Origin of the sequence: Spirosoma endbachense (assembly GCF_010233585.1) — a bacterium.
Taxonomy (GTDB): domain Bacteria; phylum Bacteroidota; class Bacteroidia; order Cytophagales; family Spirosomataceae; genus Spirosoma; species Spirosoma endbachense.
The window spans coordinates 5,671,907-5,688,773 of the sequence record NZ_CP045997.1; the positions used below are offsets into that span (position 1 = coordinate 5,671,907).

The 16,867-nt window shown below is 48.7% G+C and carries 14 protein-coding genes; 5 read left to right on the forward strand and 9 right to left on the reverse strand.

What is annotated here, in order from left to right; translation table 11 throughout:
• Positions 1-34 precede the first annotated feature (34 nt).
• From GJR95_RS22840 to GJR95_RS22855, 4 genes are all read right to left on the reverse strand, one after another.
• Positions 35-1,540: a tagaturonate reductase gene (locus tag GJR95_RS22840; RefSeq protein WP_162388062.1), complete on the reverse strand. Its 1,506-nt coding sequence runs from the start codon at positions 1,538-1,540 to the stop codon at positions 35-37.
• 83 nt (positions 1,541-1,623) lie between these two features.
• A complete protein-coding gene (locus tag GJR95_RS22845; RefSeq protein ID WP_167215195.1) occupies positions 1,624-2,286 on the reverse strand; it encodes a bifunctional 4-hydroxy-2-oxoglutarate aldolase/2-dehydro-3-deoxy-phosphogluconate aldolase in 663 nt (220 codons plus the stop codon).
• Between the two features lie 51 nt (positions 2,287-2,337).
• Positions 2,338-3,330: a sugar kinase gene (locus GJR95_RS22850; protein ID WP_162388063.1), complete on the reverse strand. Its 993-nt coding sequence runs from the start codon at positions 3,328-3,330 to the stop codon at positions 2,338-2,340.
• A gap of 65 nt (positions 3,331-3,395) precedes the next feature.
• On the reverse strand, positions 3,396-4,757 hold the full coding sequence (locus GJR95_RS22855) for an MFS transporter (protein WP_162388064.1): 1,362 nt from the start codon (positions 4,755-4,757) through the stop codon (positions 3,396-3,398).
• Positions 4,758-4,882: 125 nt separating this feature from the next.
• Between GJR95_RS22855 and uxuA the strand changes: the two genes are divergently transcribed.
• From uxuA to GJR95_RS22875, 4 genes are all read left to right on the forward strand, one after another.
• Positions 4,883-6,064: a mannonate dehydratase gene (gene uxuA, locus GJR95_RS22860; RefSeq protein WP_162388065.1), complete on the forward strand. Its 1,182-nt coding sequence runs from the start codon at positions 4,883-4,885 to the stop codon at positions 6,062-6,064.
• A gap of 69 nt (positions 6,065-6,133) precedes the next feature.
• Positions 6,134-6,769 carry a hypothetical protein gene (locus GJR95_RS22865; RefSeq protein ID WP_162388066.1) on the forward strand — a complete coding sequence of 212 codons (636 nt, stop codon included), beginning with the start codon at positions 6,134-6,136 and terminating at the stop codon, positions 6,767-6,769.
• Between the two features lie 43 nt (positions 6,770-6,812).
• The gene (uxaC, locus tag GJR95_RS22870; RefSeq protein ID WP_162388067.1) at positions 6,813-8,225 is read left to right on the forward strand and encodes a glucuronate isomerase; all 1,413 of its coding nucleotides are present in this window, start codon (positions 6,813-6,815) and stop codon (positions 8,223-8,225) included.
• Between the two features lie 96 nt (positions 8,226-8,321).
• Positions 8,322-9,164 (forward strand): alpha/beta fold hydrolase, encoded by an 843-nt coding sequence (locus GJR95_RS22875; RefSeq protein ID WP_162388068.1) that lies wholly within the window; start codon positions 8,322-8,324, stop codon positions 9,162-9,164.
• Positions 9,165-9,222: 58 nt separating this feature from the next.
• Here GJR95_RS22875 and GJR95_RS22880 read toward each other — a convergent pair whose 3' ends face one another.
• From GJR95_RS22880 to GJR95_RS22890, 3 genes are all read right to left on the reverse strand, one after another.
• Complete coding sequence (locus GJR95_RS22880; RefSeq protein ID WP_162388069.1) at positions 9,223-10,500, reverse strand: amidohydrolase family protein; 1,278 nt, start codon at positions 10,498-10,500, stop codon at positions 9,223-9,225.
• Between the two features lie 81 nt (positions 10,501-10,581).
• Positions 10,582-11,013 (reverse strand): hypothetical protein, encoded by a 432-nt coding sequence (locus GJR95_RS22885; RefSeq protein ID WP_162388070.1) that lies wholly within the window; start codon positions 11,011-11,013, stop codon positions 10,582-10,584.
• Positions 11,014-11,071: 58 nt separating this feature from the next.
• A complete protein-coding gene (locus tag GJR95_RS22890) occupies positions 11,072-11,527 on the reverse strand; it encodes a DUF4920 domain-containing protein (RefSeq protein ID WP_162388071.1) in 456 nt (151 codons plus the stop codon).
• Between the two features lie 174 nt (positions 11,528-11,701).
• On the opposite strand from GJR95_RS22890, the gene GJR95_RS22895 reads away from it, so the two are divergent.
• Positions 11,702-13,747 carry a M13 family metallopeptidase gene (locus GJR95_RS22895; protein WP_162388072.1) on the forward strand — a complete coding sequence of 682 codons (2,046 nt, stop codon included), beginning with the start codon at positions 11,702-11,704 and terminating at the stop codon, positions 13,745-13,747.
• 293 nt (positions 13,748-14,040) lie between these two features.
• Here GJR95_RS22895 and GJR95_RS22900 read toward each other — a convergent pair whose 3' ends face one another.
• Positions 14,041-14,715: a hypothetical protein gene (locus GJR95_RS22900; protein WP_162388073.1), complete on the reverse strand. Its 675-nt coding sequence runs from the start codon at positions 14,713-14,715 to the stop codon at positions 14,041-14,043.
• 386 nt (positions 14,716-15,101) lie between these two features.
• A complete protein-coding gene (locus tag GJR95_RS22905) occupies positions 15,102-16,769 on the reverse strand; it encodes an FAD-dependent oxidoreductase (protein WP_162388074.1) in 1,668 nt (555 codons plus the stop codon).
• Between the last annotated feature and the right edge of the window lie 98 nt (positions 16,770-16,867).

Below are 16,867 nucleotides of genomic sequence, written 5' to 3' on the forward strand. Positions count from 1 at the left end.
GATAGTATTGACACACCGACAGACCGATCTTGTCTTATGATACAGCTTTTGTAAGCACGGCCTCGGCTCCAGATTTCAGGAGTGCATTGAGGTAATCAGCTACTGCTTCGGTGAAGCCTGGTAGCTCTGTGAGATCTGTTTGCCAGAGCGTTTTATCGGACAGGACGCTTTTTACGAATGCAAAAACGGTGGCAGCGTCTTTTTCCTTAACTGTCTTCCAGTCACCGTAAAAATAGCCAGCCCGTTCATCGCGGATGGGATAGGTGAGTATACCGCCACCTACGGAAATTTCGCCAAAGAACTGGCCTTCTTCCTGACGAATTGCTTTCATAAAGAGCAGATAGGCGGCAAAACCCAGGGCGGTAAGTTTCGGAACGGTCTTGAACTGCTCGTAATAGCGCTGAATAGTTGCTACGTTGCGAGCCTGCATTTTGGCCGTTTCCTGAAGCGAAATATTGAGCAGGAGGTGATCCAGATAAGGATTCCGGAATCGGTCCAGCACATCAAGGGCAAACTGTTTAACTTCGGCCTTGTCCATGCCCGGAACGCCGTAGTCAGGTACCGTCGGCACAATTTCGTTGAGCATCAGCGACTCAATAAATTTGCTCATGGCCGGGTGCTTCATCTCATCGGCTACGGTTTCCAGGCCGAGCAGATAACCCAGCGGCATGGTGAGCGTGTGCGTTCCGTTCAGCACCCGAAGCTTGCGCTCCTTATAAAAATTGATGTCCTCGTCAATGATGACTTGTGGTGTGCTGCTGTCGGCAAAGCTGAGTGTTTCCCGAACACGGTCATCGCCCTCAATAGCCCAGAGGTGATACGGTTCCGTAAATGTCAGCAGCTCATCTTCATAGCCAAGCTCCTGTTGGAGTGCCTGTTTGGCTTCATCAGTTGGACGCGTGACAATCCGGTCAACCAGCGAATTGCAGAAGCGAACGTGGAATTTAAGCCATTTCGTGAACAGCTTGCCCAGTTCATTGAATTTTGCCAGTTTCTCGACGGCGTCGCGAAGTTTAAGCCCATTGTCGGTGACAAGTTCGGTTGGAATTACCACCATACCTTTGGCCTTCGAGCCGCCAACGCTCCGGAAACGCTCATACAGAAACGCCGTCAGTTTTGCCGGAAATGACTGGGGTGGATGCTGAAAAATACTTTCTTCCGTATAATTCAAGCCAACTTCGGTTGTGTTGGAAATGATGATCTGCAGTTTTGGATTTCTGGCCAGTTTCAGAATCTCATTCCATTGAGTCTGGGCAGCCAGGACACGGCTAATCGCTGAAACAACCTTTGTTTCCGATACGTTTTCGCCCTGCTGAATTCCCCGAACAGCTACAGTATATAAATTATCCTGATCTGAAAATTCATTGGTCTGACTGTCAGTTGATTTAACGACTACAATCGATCCGTTGAATCGGCCTTCGGCGTTGGCTTTCTGCACCAGATAATCGGGCAGGCCACGCAGCAGGACGCCTGTACCGAACTGCAATACCTTTTCGGGGAAAACAGGTGCGGGATGTGTAGAGCGGGTAAGTTTAGACATAGTTGGGTGGGTGGCAGTCTGCTCTGCAGTCATCTAAGTATTCGTTTACTATTGCGTAAAAATGAAAATGGATAGTTGATTCTTCATAATCCGGCAATAATACGCACTACATCGCTAACTGTAGCTTCTATTTTATCAAATGCACGATTTGCGAGTACATCTTTAGGAAATAGCTGAGAGCCCATGCCCACAGCTACCGCGCCTGCACCAAACCATTTGGACAAACTTTCCTGGTTTGGTTCAACGCCCCCGGTTACCATAGCCGTGGCAAAGGGAAGTGGTCCGCTCAGGCTCCGGATAAAGTTTGGCCCCAGCACTTCGCCCGGAAACACCTTCACAATCTCGACACCCCACTCGTGAGCGGTTGTGATTTCAGTCAGTGTGGCACAGCCGGGCATATAAGCTACCTTTCGGCGATTACACAGGCGGGCAATTTCCTCACTGAATGTCGGACCGACAATAAAATCGGCTCCGAGCTGAAGGTAAAGGCCAGCGGTTGGTGCATCCAGAACAGTACCGGCACCAAGTGCCAGACCCGGAAACTCTCGTGAACACACTCGGCTGAGGTTGGCAAATCGCTCATGCGCAAAATCACCCCGGTTCGTAAACTCAAATGCCCGAACGCCCGCTTTGTAGCAGGCCGACACGACACCAAGACAAATTTCATCGTCGGGGTGATAAAAAACGGGGACAAGGGGCACCTGGCGTATGGTCTGATAAAGTGCCAATCGGGAAATACGGGCCATTATTTTTTAGTTTATAGTGTGCAGTAGACTACTGTAAGCTGCACACCTATTTTATCGTCTCAATTTTCCAGAACTATCACCGGCCTCCAGTGTTTCGATTTCGGTTACGGTAGCCAGGTTGACATCGCCAGGAATCGTATGTTTCAAAGCTGACGCTGCTGACCCAAATTCAACCGCTCGTTGCGGGTCATTGAAGGTTAGCAGGCCATAAATTAGTCCGGCCATATAGGCATCGCCAGTGCCGATTCGATCCACAATAGGCTGTATATCATACACTCTTGACTTATGAACGGTGCTGCCATCATACAACTTAGCCGATAGCTGGTTGTGTGATGCGCTCAACGAATTGCGTTTGGTGTCCGTTACATATTTAATCGTTGGAAACCGGCGCATCATAGCCCGTCCTGCTTCAATAAAAGTACTGCCGACAACCCCGTAAAGTTCCGAAAAGAGCGATTTGTTGCCTAAAATCAGCGTACAGCCTTCCGTTAATGCGGGCATGATCTCCTGAGGGCTTCGACCATACTGCCAAAGGTTACTGCGGTAGACGATATCGCCTGAAACCGGAACCCCCAGCCGATTGGCGGTCTGTATGCCCGCTAACAGGCTATCAGCAGCTCCCTGTGAGAGTGCAGGCGTAATACCCGTCCAGTGGAACCAGTCGGCACCGGTCAGTATGGACTCCCAATCAATCTCAGTTGAGGTAATGCGCGAGAAGGCGGAGTCGACCCGGTCATAGACAATCTGACTGGCCCGGCTCCCGGCACCGGTTTCGAGAAAATACAAACCCAGGCGGCCATCGCCATAACGAACGTGCTGCGTACCAACGCCATAGCGTCGCAGATAGCCGGTTGCCGATCGCCCAAGAGCGTGGTCAGGGAAGCGGGTAACATGGGCCGTTTCGAGGCCTAATTGGGCTAATGAGACGGCTACGTTGGCTTCGGTGCCACCAAAGTGCATGGTCAACGAATCTGTTTGTACAAAACGCTCAACACCCGGTGGACTGAGCCGGAGCATAACTTCGCCGAAAGTGATGACTTTCATGTATGGTAACAGGGAGTTAAAAGAAAATGCAAGTTACTGGCATCCTGTGAAAAATAGCGTAGTATTTATTTTGTACTCAATATGCTCCACTTGCCAATTTTTTCAAGTTCTTCAGCTTTTACTGGTTCAAGTTTGGGTAAAATTAAATGGATGAGTACCAGCGCAATCAGGTAGGCGCAACTGGCAACGATAAACATGGGCAAATATCCAAATGCTGTAATAATACGTCCCGAAAGCAAGGCCAGCAGAATGCCTCCCACCGCTCCGAACATACCACCAATACCCGTTACCGACGCAACGACATTTCTTGGGAACAGGTCTGATGCAAACGTGTACATATTGGCTGCCCAGCCCTGGTGTGCGGCTGTTGCCAGCGAAATCAGGGCGATAGCTACGGTCAGACTATTGGTTTGGGCAGCAAAAAATATCGGAACGACGCACAACGCGCAGATCAGCATGGTGGTTTTTCGGGCGCGGTTTGCCGACCAGCCAAGGCTCATAAATTGTGTACTGAGCCAGCCGAAAAAAATGCTCCCTGCATCGGAGACAACGTAGATAATCAGGAACGGAACACCAAAGCTTTTAAGGTCAAGCTTCTGATCGAGAGCGTCGTTGGAGTTGAAAAAATCGGGTAGCCAGGTCATATAAAACCACCAGATCGGGTCGGCCATAAACTTGCCGACGGCAAAGGCCCACGTTTGTTTATAGCCCAGTAATTGACCCCAGGAAGGTTTTACGGGAACTCGTTTTTCCTCGTCGCTGCGAATGTAAGCCAGTTCAACGGGCGAAAGCTTTGGGTTTCGTTCGGGTTTACTGTAGGTAAACCACCACAATACCGATAACGCAAAGCCCAGCAAACCCGTCACAAAAAATGAACTTCGCCAGCCAAGTTGTAAAATCAGATAAGGGATGAAGAGGGCTGTCAGAATGATTCCGACATTCGTGCCTGCATTGAACAGACCGTTGGCAAATGAGCGTTCGCGTCGGGGAAACCATTCCGATATGGTTTTGACCGCCGAGGGAAAATTGGCTGATTCGCCCAGGCCTAAAATGGCTCGCGTCCAGCGAAGCCCGGCCATATTCTGGACGAATGTCGTTAAGGTAGCCGCAATGCTCCAGACAATAATACCTAATGCGAATCCGCGTTTGGTGCCGATCCGGTCAATCAGCCAGCCGACCAGTAGAAAACCGATCGCATAGGCAAATTTGAAGGCGGCATCAACGTCACTATACAGAATTTTAAATCGGTCAATAGCCTCCTTCGTAAGCTCTTTATCAATGGGTAAATCAAGCATTTCCTTCCTGAATACTTCATCGGTCATTGTAAAGGAAAGTACCTGTCGGTCGATGTAATTTATGGTCGTTGCCAGGAATAAAAGGGCAACTATTCGCCAGCGAAAACGACCTGATTTTGTGAGCGTCTGCAAAACAAATGGTGGCTATTTGGTGAGAAAAGTAGGGGTTCAGGCTTTTTTACCTAAAATTAGTCACTAAATAACTTATACACGTTATACTTGCTGACTAATTAACCTGCCAATTTACTGACTCTATAATGCTTGAACAAACCTGGCGATGGTTCGGTCCGAATGACCCAGTATCGCTTAACGACGTACGACAGGCTGGTGCTACCGGGATAGTGACTGCCCTGCATCATATTCCCAACGGCGAGGTCTGGCCGATCGACGAAATTCGGAGCCGAAAAGCACTGATCGAAAGTACAGGACTGACCTGGTCGGTGGTCGAAAGTATACCCGTTCATGAGGGAATTAAGACTCGATCGGGTGATTTCCTTCGGTATATCCAAAACTACAAGGAATCCATTGGTAATCTGGCGGAGGCTGGTATCGACACGGTCTGTTATAATTTCATGCCCGTGCTCGACTGGACCCGAACCGACCTCGATTACCCCATGCCCGATGGCTCGACGGGTCTTCGTTTCGATGCGACCGAGTTTGCTGCCTTTGAATTGTACATTCTGCAGCGTCCGGGCGCTGAATACCTCTATAACGACGAACAAAAACAACGGGCGCGTACCAAGCTGGATTCAATGACCGATGCACAGGTCAAACGCCTGACCCGAACCATTATCGCCGGATTGCCTGGCTCCGAAGAAAGCTATACCGTTGAGCGGTTTCGCGATGCGCTGGACGCTTACAAAGACATTAGTGACCACGATCTTCGCCAGAACCTGTATACGTTCCTGCGTGAGATTGTGCCGGTCGCTGAATCGGCTGGCGTACGACTCGCCATTCATCCCGACGATCCGCCGTATCCGATTCTGGGACTTCCGAGGGTGGTCAGCACCGAAGCCGATGCTCGGGCACTACTGGCAGCGGCCAATTCGCCTGCCAATGGCATCTGTTTTTGCACCGGTTCCTATGGTGTCCGGTCCGACAACGATCTGGTAGGAATGGTCGAACGGCTGGGCCCCAAAATTCATTTCATACATCTTCGTAGTACAGAGCGCAGCGCTGATGGGAGCTTTCAGGAAGCCAACCACCTTGAGGGTGACGTACCGATGGCGGGTGTGATGCGGGCATTATTGGCGGAACACAAGAGAAGGGTGGCCGAAGGGCGTACCGACTTACGAATGCCGCTTCGGCCTGACCACGGCCACCGAATGCTCGACGACCTGACCTCAGGAAAACGTACCAATCCGGGTTACACGGCTATTGGTCGGCTGCGGGGCCTTGCCGAGTTACGCGGGCTGATGGTGGGTTTGTCGACTCAATAATCGATATATATGCCCTGGTCGCTGGTCGAAATTATTTGTTTATCTTGCATTGACGAACTAGTGTAGACTATGGAAACTGTCAGCAAACCGAACCGATTTCCTCTTACCCCTGAACAGAAGCAGCGTCGTGCCGATCGTGCCCAATTGCGTAAATCCCTGATCTATGAAATGTGGGACGGTAAGCCGGTCTATTATGCTGGTTATGAGGATGTGTTGGACGGAACGAAAACTGTTGAACAACTAATGAGTTCGAGTATTTTGCAGAGTTTACTGGCCAGTCGATTGATTATTCATATCGCTTCCCACCTCGACATGGATGTCTATGCCATATTAGGTAACGAATTAGGGATTCAATTCAAAAAGGGCGATTGGCGGGCTTGTGACTTGGCTATTTTTGAGTTAGCTGTTTTGGCTGATCAGGATGAAACGAAATACGCCTGGGTGCCTCCTAAAGTTGCTATTGAAATTGATACCAAAGCCAATATGAGCCACGTTGATTCGGAGTTCGATTATTATGAGCAGAAAACAACGCAGCTTCTAAAATTCGGTGTCGAAAAAGTAATCTGGCTATTCACAAAATCCCGCAAGGTATGGATAGCTGAATCGGATAAAGACTGGATTATTCGTGACTGGAGCCAACCGGTTGAGGTATTGCCCAATTGCCAGTTCGTTCCTGATCAAATCGTTGTACCATCAAAAAAATAACAGGAAAGCCGGGAGAAACCGCCCGGTTTTTGCTTTTACCCGCATGAACTCACTCTTGCTCTCCCCAGCGTTTCTGTCCGACGATTTTCTGCTCCAGACCGAAACCGCCCGGCGACTCTATCACGATTATGCCCGGCCAATGCCGATCATCGATTACCATTGCCATCTGCCGCCCGATCAGATTGCCGCTGATAAACAGTTTGAGAACATGACCCAGCTCTGGCTCTATGGCGATCATTACAAGTGGCGGGCTATGCGCACGCACGGGATCAACGAACGCTATTGTACGGGCGATGCAACTGACTGGGAGAAATTCGAGAAATGGGCTGAAACGATTCCGTATACCGTTCGTAATCCGCTTTATCACTGGTCCCATCTGGAACTTAAAAATCCATTCGGTGTGACGGATGTGCTTAACCCGACTACGGCCCGTTCGGTCTATGATACCTGTAACGAACAGTTGCCGGGCCTCTCGGCGCGCACCCTGCTCCAGCATTTCGACGTTCGTGTGGTCTGTTCAACGGACGATCCGACCGACTCGCTCGAACACCACCGGGCTATTACCAGCGATGGTTTTGGCGTAAAAGTTCTACCAACGTTCCGGCCCGATAAAGCAATGGCCATCGATGATTCGGTGGTGTTCCGGGCTTATGTTCAGAAGGTCGCTGCCGCAACGAACAAGGAAATACGGACACTATCTGATTATCTGGATGCCCTCAAATTGCGGCATGATTACTTTAACGAGATGGGCTGCCGGTTATCGGACCACGGCCTCGAAACGGTCTATGCCGAACCGTATACAGAAGGGGAGGTGCAGCTTATATTCGATCACCTGTTGCGGGGAGCGGCCGTTGACCCGATAAATATCCTCAAATTCAAGTCGTTTATGCTTGTGCAGTTTGCCGAGTGGGATCACGAGAAAGGCTGGACACAACAGTTTCACCTGGGTGCACTCCGCAACAACAACATCCGCCGATTGCGTGAACTTGGCCCTGATACGGGCTGGGATAGCATTGGCGATTTCCCGCAGGCAGTTGCTTTGTCGCGCTTTCTGGGTGGCCTTGATGATCGTGATCAACTGGCTAAAACAATACTTTACAATCTGAACCCGGCTGATAACGAAGTAATTGCGACGATGATCGGCAATTTCAATGATGGCTCGGTTCGCGGAAAAGTGCAGTTTGGTTCGGGCTGGTGGTTTCTGGATCAGAAAGACGGTATGGAAAAACAGATCAATACCCTGTCGAACATGGGCTTGTTGAGTGCCTTTGTCGGCATGCTGACCGATTCGCGGAGTTTCGTATCCTACAGTCGTCACGAATATTTCCGGCGGATTCTCTGCAATATATTTGGCAACGATGTTGAAAACGGCGAACTGCCAAATGACGTCGACTGGATAGGGCAGATCGTGCAGGACATCTGTTACCGAAATGCCGAGCGGTATTTTGGGTTTTAAGTAGGATTTTGGTCGTTATGTATACGGGTAATTAGGGCAATTGGCTAACTCAGTTGCTTTAATTACCCGTTTTACACTATTGACCCATGTAGTGCAATGGAGCATACATTTATTGAAACAGGTGGTTTACGACTGCATGTCGTTCAGGCGGGACCAGTTGATGGGCCGCTTGTGATTCTGTTGCATGGCTTTCCGGAGTTTTGGTATGGATGGCGTCACCAGATAGATGACCTGGCAGACGCTGGCTTCCGGGTTTGGGTACCTGACCAACGGGGCTATAACCTTAGCGATAAGCCAACGGATATAGGCTCGTATGCTATTGATACCTTAGCCGCCGATGTGATTGGGCTGATTGAGGCAGCAGGTCGGCAAAAAGCAATTCTCGTCGGTCATGATTGGGGAGCCGCCGTTGCCTGGTGGACAGCCGTCGTGTATCCGGAACGGATTGAACGACTGGTTGTCATGAATGTTCCACATCCAGTTGTGATGAAGAAATTTGCCCGTCGTGATTTAGGGCAGATGCTACGAAGCTGGTATATCGGCTTCTTTCAATTGCCCTGGTTACCGGAACAGATACTTCGGTTTGATAACTGGCATTTCCTGGAACGAACCCTGCGAAGTAGTAGCCGGACCGGAACATTCACCGGGGAGGAAATTCAGCAGTATAAAGCAGCCTGGTCGCAACCTGGTGCAGCCAAAGCGATGATTAACTGGTACAGAGCGTCATTGCAAAGGCCAATGTCACGTCGGCCTACCATTCACGTTACTGTTCCAACGTTACTCATCTGGGGTTGTCAGGATCGATTTCTAAAACGGGAAATGGCCCAGTTGAGCATCGATCTCTGCACGAATGGTCGTGTCGAGTTTCTCGAAAATGCTACGCACTGGGTTCAGCATGAAGAAGCGAACCGGGTGAATGAGTTGATAAAAACTGGGTGAGCATCAGGAGAGCAATAAATGCGTCTGATGCTCACCCAACTTACTTCTGACTAAGCCTTTATTGCTTATATACCTTCCCGTCTTTCATCACAAACTGGACGGTTTGCAGGGCTTTGATGTTCTGAATCGGATTTTCACCTACCGCAATGATATCGGCCATTTTTCCGGTTTCGATGGAGCCAATTTGCGCGTCCATACCCAGCAATTTGGCGTTGGTCATCAGAGCCGATTTGATCGCTTCTACCGCGGGCATACCTGCTTCAACCATGTATTCAAATTCTTTGGCGTTATAGCCGTGGATATAAACCCCGGCATCAGTACCGAAAGCAATTTTTACGCCCGCCTTATACGCCTTGGCAAACGTAGCCTGAATTTTTGGGCCAATGGCCAACGCTTTGGGAGTTACCAGGGCCGGGTAATAACCGAACATCCGGGCTGAGTCAGCTACTGTCTTACCTGCAATGATGGTTGGAACATAGTAGGTGCCATATTTTTTGAACAGCTCAATCGCTTCGTCATCCATATAGGTACCGTGCTCAATGGTTTGTACACCCGCTCGGATGGCGCGTTTCATCCCTTCAGCACCGTGTGCGTGGGCGGCTACGGCAAAGCCATAATCTTTCGCTGCATCGACAACGGCTTTCACTTCTTCTTCCGTAAACTGAGGGCCGGAGCCATCTTTTGCGTTACTCAACACACCACCCGTTGCCGTGATTTTTATTAAGTCAGATCCATCTTTGTAGCGTTGACGAACCGCTTTTCGGGCATCTTCGGGGCTGTTAATAACGCCCTCTGCCGGTCCTGGGTCGCCCATTAAATCCTTACGATAGCCGTTTGTTGGGTCAGCGTGGCCACCGGTTGTGGCAATGGATTTGCCAACCGTTAAAATGCGGGGGCCTTCTACCAGTCCTGCATTGATGGCGTTACGCAGCGATATATTCACGCCCGACCCGCCCAGATCCCGCACAGTTGTAAAGCCAGCCAAAAGGGTTGTTTTGGCATATCTGGATGCCTGGTAGGCAACATCAGGAACATTTTTGGTGAAACCATCGATAGCGCCACCCCGTCGGGTCTGGGTTTCGAGGTGAACGTGCATATCGATCAGCCCCGGCAGTACGGTTTTAGACTTTAAATCGAGAACAACATCTTTTCCGGCTGGAGCCGTATAACCTTTCTGAACAGCAGTAATCTTGTTCCCTTCAACCACAACCGTCATCTGAGGTTGTAATGCATTTCCGACGCCATCGAAGAGATTTCCGCAGTGAATAAGTGTACGTTGGGCAAACAGAGGAGCGGCCAGCAGGGACAAACCTGCCAACAGGTATACTTTTTTCATAAAAGATTGTTGGTTGGGTACAAAAAAGGCTGCAACGATTGGTTGCAGCCCTTAAAGTACAAAAAAGACACCGAACAACTTTTATAATTTGGTGACCTGAACGACTGCCGTTCGGGGTTGGTCAGCATTCGACGAGGTTGGGAATGGATTTACTTCCCGCAGAATGACCTTGTAGGTCGCATTGCTAAGCGAAACATTGGTTGAATCCAGTCGCTTAGAATAGCCTTCCTTAAGGTCGGGGCCTAATGTTAAACGGACTGTCGTTGAGTCGCTATCTTTCGAAAGCAGTAATTTTACCTTAGCCTGCCCGGCCCAGATGCAGGTAACATCTTTCGGGCAGCGGCTGTCCTGAATGGAATCGGCACGAACGGTAACGTCGGCTCCCACTCGGGCTGATTGATGCAAACTAAGTGCGACACGGTCGGTCGGCGTTGTTTCGGATGAATTGCAGGCTGAAAAGAATACGGCTCCAACGATGAGTAAACCAGCAAGCTGCTTTGTGAAATCGAACATAATCCCTGGTATTTTTATACAAGGATTCCTGAGCTGGAAAAAAGGTTGGATTGCGCCTTTATTTTTTCACAATAACGCCATCGGCCACAAAGGTCAGGGCTTTTTCGGGTTCGGTGATTTTGGCAATTTCCTCCTTCGATTTTCCGGCATCTTCAGCGTAATGGCGCAGTTCGTCAACGGGCGTTGTTGTGCTTTCGGCGGTGCCTGCAACGACAACTGTTTTACCAACGATGTCTTTGGGAACGAAGAAACCGTAGTCTTTGAACGTCACCCGCATGAACTGTCCATCGCCGGTTTTAACTTTCATCCAACAGCCTTTCACTTTGCAGACCGACTCGACCGTACCTTCTACTTTGGCAGGCATCTTGTCTTTGCCGTTCATTTTGGTCGTTAGTTCCGTAGCCGGAATGGCGCCTTTTTCGGTAATTTTTTTGCCGTGATAGCTAAGTTCGCTCTGAGCAAAGGCGCCGAAAGAGGCTCCCACGAGCAAACTGACAATGAACAGTTTTTTCATGATCGTAAAGGAATTGAACACAACAATAGACGAAGATACAGAAAGATTATGGGTTTGCCTTAACTACTTCGTTTACGGATAATTACCAAAGTGCAGCCGGTTTTCAGTATGTTTTTTAATCCTGGCCTTTATCGTTCATATTGGATCACAGATTTAACAATCGACAAACGGGTTATGACAGGAACGAATCGGGTTTTGGCTGTTGGCTTGTGCATGCTGGTAGTGACGGCATGCCAGAAAAAGGAAAAAGATGAAACGCCGGTACGCACATCTTTTTTTGATAAATCGGGGATGGATACAACGGTTTTGCCGGGGAACGACTTTTTTACCTATGCCAACGGAGCCTGGGTAAAGAAAACGAAAATACCCGACGACCAGACAGGCTGGGGATCATTCTACCTGATCTACGAAGAAAATCAGAAGAAAACCCGATCAATTCTTGAAGAGGCCGCAAAGGCCGATGCTAAATCGGGCAGCGTCGAACAGAAAGTGGGCGATTTCTATGCCAGTGGCATGGATACAGCTACCATTAATAAACTTGGTTACGAGCCGGTAAAAGCCGAACTCGCTAAAATTGCGGCCCTAACCGATTATAAACAAGTTCTGGATTATATTGCCGCCGACGAAACCAATCGGGGAGGGCAGTTCATCGGGCTATACGTTGCTGCCGATGATCGCCAGAGTTCGATCAATCGCATCAATTTTAGTCAGGCCGGTTTATCGTTGCCGGAGAAAGAATATTATACCCGAACCGACGAGGCAACCAAAAAAGTCCGGGCTGCTTTCGTGGCTTATATCGGCAAGCTTTTTACGATGGTTGGCGTCGATCCGGCATCGGCCAAAACCAAGGCGGATGCTATTCTTGAATTCGAAACGGCCCTCGCCAAATCGCACAAAGCCCCCGTTGAACTGCGCGATCCGGTGGCCAACTATCACAAATTCGCCGTGTCGGATCTGACGAAACAAATGCCTAACCTAAACTGGCGCACATTGCTTAACAAAATGAGTCTCGAGCGGATTGACACGGTTTTGGTCGCTCAACCCGGCTACTATCAGGCGCTGGACAAAACCCTGCCGACTGCCCCTATCAGTCTCCTGAAAGATCGCCTTGTCTTTGATGTGTTAGACCATAATGCCAGCCTGCTCAGCAAGGCGTTTGAGCAGGCAAGCTTCGACTTTAACAGCAAAACACTCTATGGTCAGCCTCAATTACCCGAACGCTGGAAACGTATTGCCGACCGTACCGATGGGGCGCTGGGGGAAGCATTAGGGCAATTATGGGTCAAAAAGTATTTCCCGGCCGAAGCCAAAGAGCGAATGTTGACGTTGGTCGACAATCTGCAAAAGGTCTATCGGGAGCGCATTGAAAAACTCGACTGGATGGCCCCCGAAACCAAAAAGGTGGCCCTCACGAAGCTGGATAAATTCGTGAAGAAAATTGGCTACCCTGACAAGTGGAAAGACTATTCAGATGTAGAGGTAAAACGTGATGATTATTATGGCAATGTTCAGCAGGCGCGGAAACATGCCTACAAGGAGGATTTTGCTAAAATCAACCAACCTGTCGATCGAACCGAATGGGGAATGACACCGCCAACTGTAAACGCGTATGCGAATCCAACCAACAACGAAGTCGTTTTTCCGGCCGGGATTTTGCAATTCCCTTTCTTCGATAAAGATGCCGACGATGCTATCAATTATGGCGGTATCGCAATGGTGATCGGCCACGAAATGACGCACCTTTTCGACGATCAGGGTCGTCAGTACGATGCCAGTGGTAACCTGCGTGACTGGTGGACCAAACAGGATGCTGAGCGATTTAAAACAAAAGTTCAGACGGTTGTCAATCAGTATAGCACCTACACCGTACTTGATAATTTACACCTGAACGGTCAGCTAACATTGGGCGAAAATCTGGCTGATCTGGGGGGTATTACACTGGCTTACCAGGCATTTAAGCTGACAGACCAGGGTAAAAGCACGGACAAGATCGACGGTTTTACGCCCGATCAACGATTCTTTCTGGGTTTTGCCCAGGTCTGGCGCATTAAGGTTCGGGACGAAACCGAGCGGGCTGGTATTTCGACGGACCCTCATTCGCCCGCCAAATTTCGGGTCAATGGGCCACTGACCAACTTTGAGCCGTTTTACCGGGCATTTGACGTAAAGCCGGGGCAGAAATTATATAAACCAGAAGTTGAGCAGGCGAAGGTCTGGTAATCTCCGATTTCTCAGACGATCTGACCCGCTTACTGGTTTAGAGCCGTTAAGACGGATACTAATCTTCAGTAAATAATCTGACCAATGCCGCCAATGATCGCATTCCCGGTATTGGCCAGATTGCTTAACGGGGTTCTTTCGATAAAAAGACGCTAATCGAGCTTTACATGTCGTGTTGTTCCTGGTAACTATTTTTGTTAGGACTTTGCTCAGAGCTGTAGAGCCGTGCCACGGTTACTAATTATGAATAAACAAACCGTGGCACGGCTCTACAGCTCTGAGCAAAGTCCTACTTATAAAGAATTTAAAAAATTAATTGCCTCTTGCCGAAAAGGCTTTAAGGTAGCCAATTCAATAAATTTTTTCAGATGTTTGATAGTAGCTTGAGGGGTTTCGCCACCAGCTAATGCTAGTATTTTTGTCAACTCCTGGCCTTCCTGATATATTCGATTGTCTACTTCTTCCAGGGCTCGAACTAGATCATTTTCATCGAATTGGATCTCTAGTTTATCTTCAATATAAGCCATTGGGGCCTGAATTTTGTCAAGATGGTTACCACTTTTGGGGAGATACACAGCCAAGAGCTTCACCAGCGTGATAGGATCATAATTTTCCAGATCCTTATCAGAAACAGTTAGTAGACTGTCTTCGACAAACCTACTTGCTGTTTCGTCCTGCCCCAAAGAAAAGTAGAGTTTAACGATAGTTAACCCTAAAGGCAAATAGTTATAGTGGACTATGGAATATCGGTTCCATAGCTCCAGGTTTAAATTCAAAGCCTCTTGACGTTTACCGCCATGTTCACAAATTTCTGCTCTTAAAAGAGTTACCTTCTGATCCAGCTCATTTTCTGTAAGAGCAGTCGAGTGTTTTTCTGAAAATGCGTCTAATTTAGATTCGGCATCGTCAAAGTTTGTTCTATAAACATCAATCATCAATTGATCAAATTGCAGCCGTAGAGAGTTCATTTAGGTAAGTTGGTTAAAACTGGCCTGGAAAAGCGTTAATCGCGATCTTACCATAAACATAGATTCCTGCATCGACTACAATAGCCCTGAATAATTAGAAATGGTTGCGAGGCAGCAAGTTTATCTAGAATCGAAGCTATTCTGGTTCTGTATATATAATCTTTATATTAAATTTAGTCACTACAGGCGAATTGAAAATAGAGTAATTTTATAGTTGTAACGCACGAAGCTATTGACCACACTCATCCGGCGCGGGAAAGGAAAAGCCACGATGATTATTTCAAGCCTGATTGGCCAGCCACAAACGGCTTTTTATTGCAGACCAAATGGAAACAAACTGCTGTTTAAGGCTATAGTCGTGACAAGGTAAATCCTGGAAGCGGGACCTATAACGTCAATCGTTGCTTATCTTTTAACAATGCTGCCTGAAGTTTCTCGTAGGGTAGCTTTTGTGGGGACACCTTATTGTCAATGGCCAGTACCGCGGCTGTAGCGGCAGATTGTCCCAGAATCATAAACACCGGCTCCATCCGAATCGAACCGAAAGCAATGTGTGAGCTGGATACGCAAACGGGAACGAGCACATTTCTGCACTCATTTTCTTTCGGTAAAATAGAGCCATAGGCTATCGAATACGGTTTGTCGGGATGAACGCCAATGTCCCCTTCGTTCTGCACATAGCCGTCTTTTTTGACGTATCGCTGGGCATTGTGCGCATCCAGCGAGTACGACCCCATTCCGATCGGGTCGGGAACGCTGGTTTTCGCCAGCACATCTTCTTCAGTCATCACAAATTCACCCAGCATACGTCGGGCTTCCCGAATATAGAGCTGACGTGGCCAGTTGCCATTCTCCGTAAATTCATCTTTGGCCAGCCCCCATTGCTTCATTTTGGCCTGTACATCATCGGGTACGCGCGGATCGTTCGACAGAAAATACATTAACCCTTTCTGGTATAGCTCATGATCTTTAATGATTTGTTTCCGACGCTGATACGTGGCTTCGGGGTAGTCGTAGTTTTTGCCGAGATAGTCGGTACTGAAGGGACCGTGGTTATTGGTGTCGGTTTTTCGATTCGGAATCGGGTCGAACTTATCGAAAGTTTCGCGCCATCCGGTTGCGAAAACGCGGGCTAAAAGCTCGTAGCGATTTGCATTGTAACCCGCTGGTTTGGGAAACGGCACCCGGTTGCCGGGGTGATTGCTCAGGCACATACGAAAGCAATACGCCTGTATCTTATTGTCACCATCGCCTTTTTCTCCCGGAGGATTGGGCGATACTTCGGGTAAAAGACCGCTTTTCGGATCGCCTGCCACCACATAGGGGCTAACGTTAGCCTTGAAATAATGACCGTGTTGGAAAACTTCGGTTTCTACACCGTTCCATTTTTCACCATAAACACTGTTGGCTTCGCGGCCTACGTGGTATTTAATGCCCGAAGCTGCCATGAGATCACCTTCATAGGTGGCGTCGATAAACATTTTCCCTTCATAAACCGTCCCCTTCATGGTGCGAAAGGAACGAACAACGCCCGCACTTTTTGTAATCCCGGTCTTTGATCGGTCCAGCCATTCGTCGCGGTAAATAGGAATGTGATATTCTTTAACAAAGTCTTCAAAAACCTGCTCGGCAGCATGCGGTTCAAAAATCCACATGGTTCTGGAGTTGCCGTCGATGGCAGGTGTACCTTGCCCTTTATTCCCGTATTCTTCTTTTTTCTGCCATTTCCAGGAGTCTGCCTTCTGGTAGTGTTGGTAGAGCCGTTGGTAAAATTCGCGCGATAATCCACCAATTACTTCTTTATTGCCCGTATCGGTAAAGCCCAGGCCGCCCGACGATAACCCACCCAAATGGGTATCGGGCGATACGATAATGACCGATTTGCCCATTTTCTGGACCTGAACGGCCGCGATCACGGCCGCTGACGTTCCGCCATAGACAATAACATCGGCTCTTCGAATCAGAGCAGGATTCGTTTTGATAACGGTAAAGCCCGGCAGAAAAGTGAGCAAACAAAAGATCGGGAAGAAGAGTAGGAGAGTGGGTTTAGACATCAATTTGTACGTTTACGAAAGCATTTATCAAACCTGGATGGTCTTTTGATAAGGCAGTAGGTTAGCGGTTTTACCCATTTTTTTGCCCAAAAACCGGC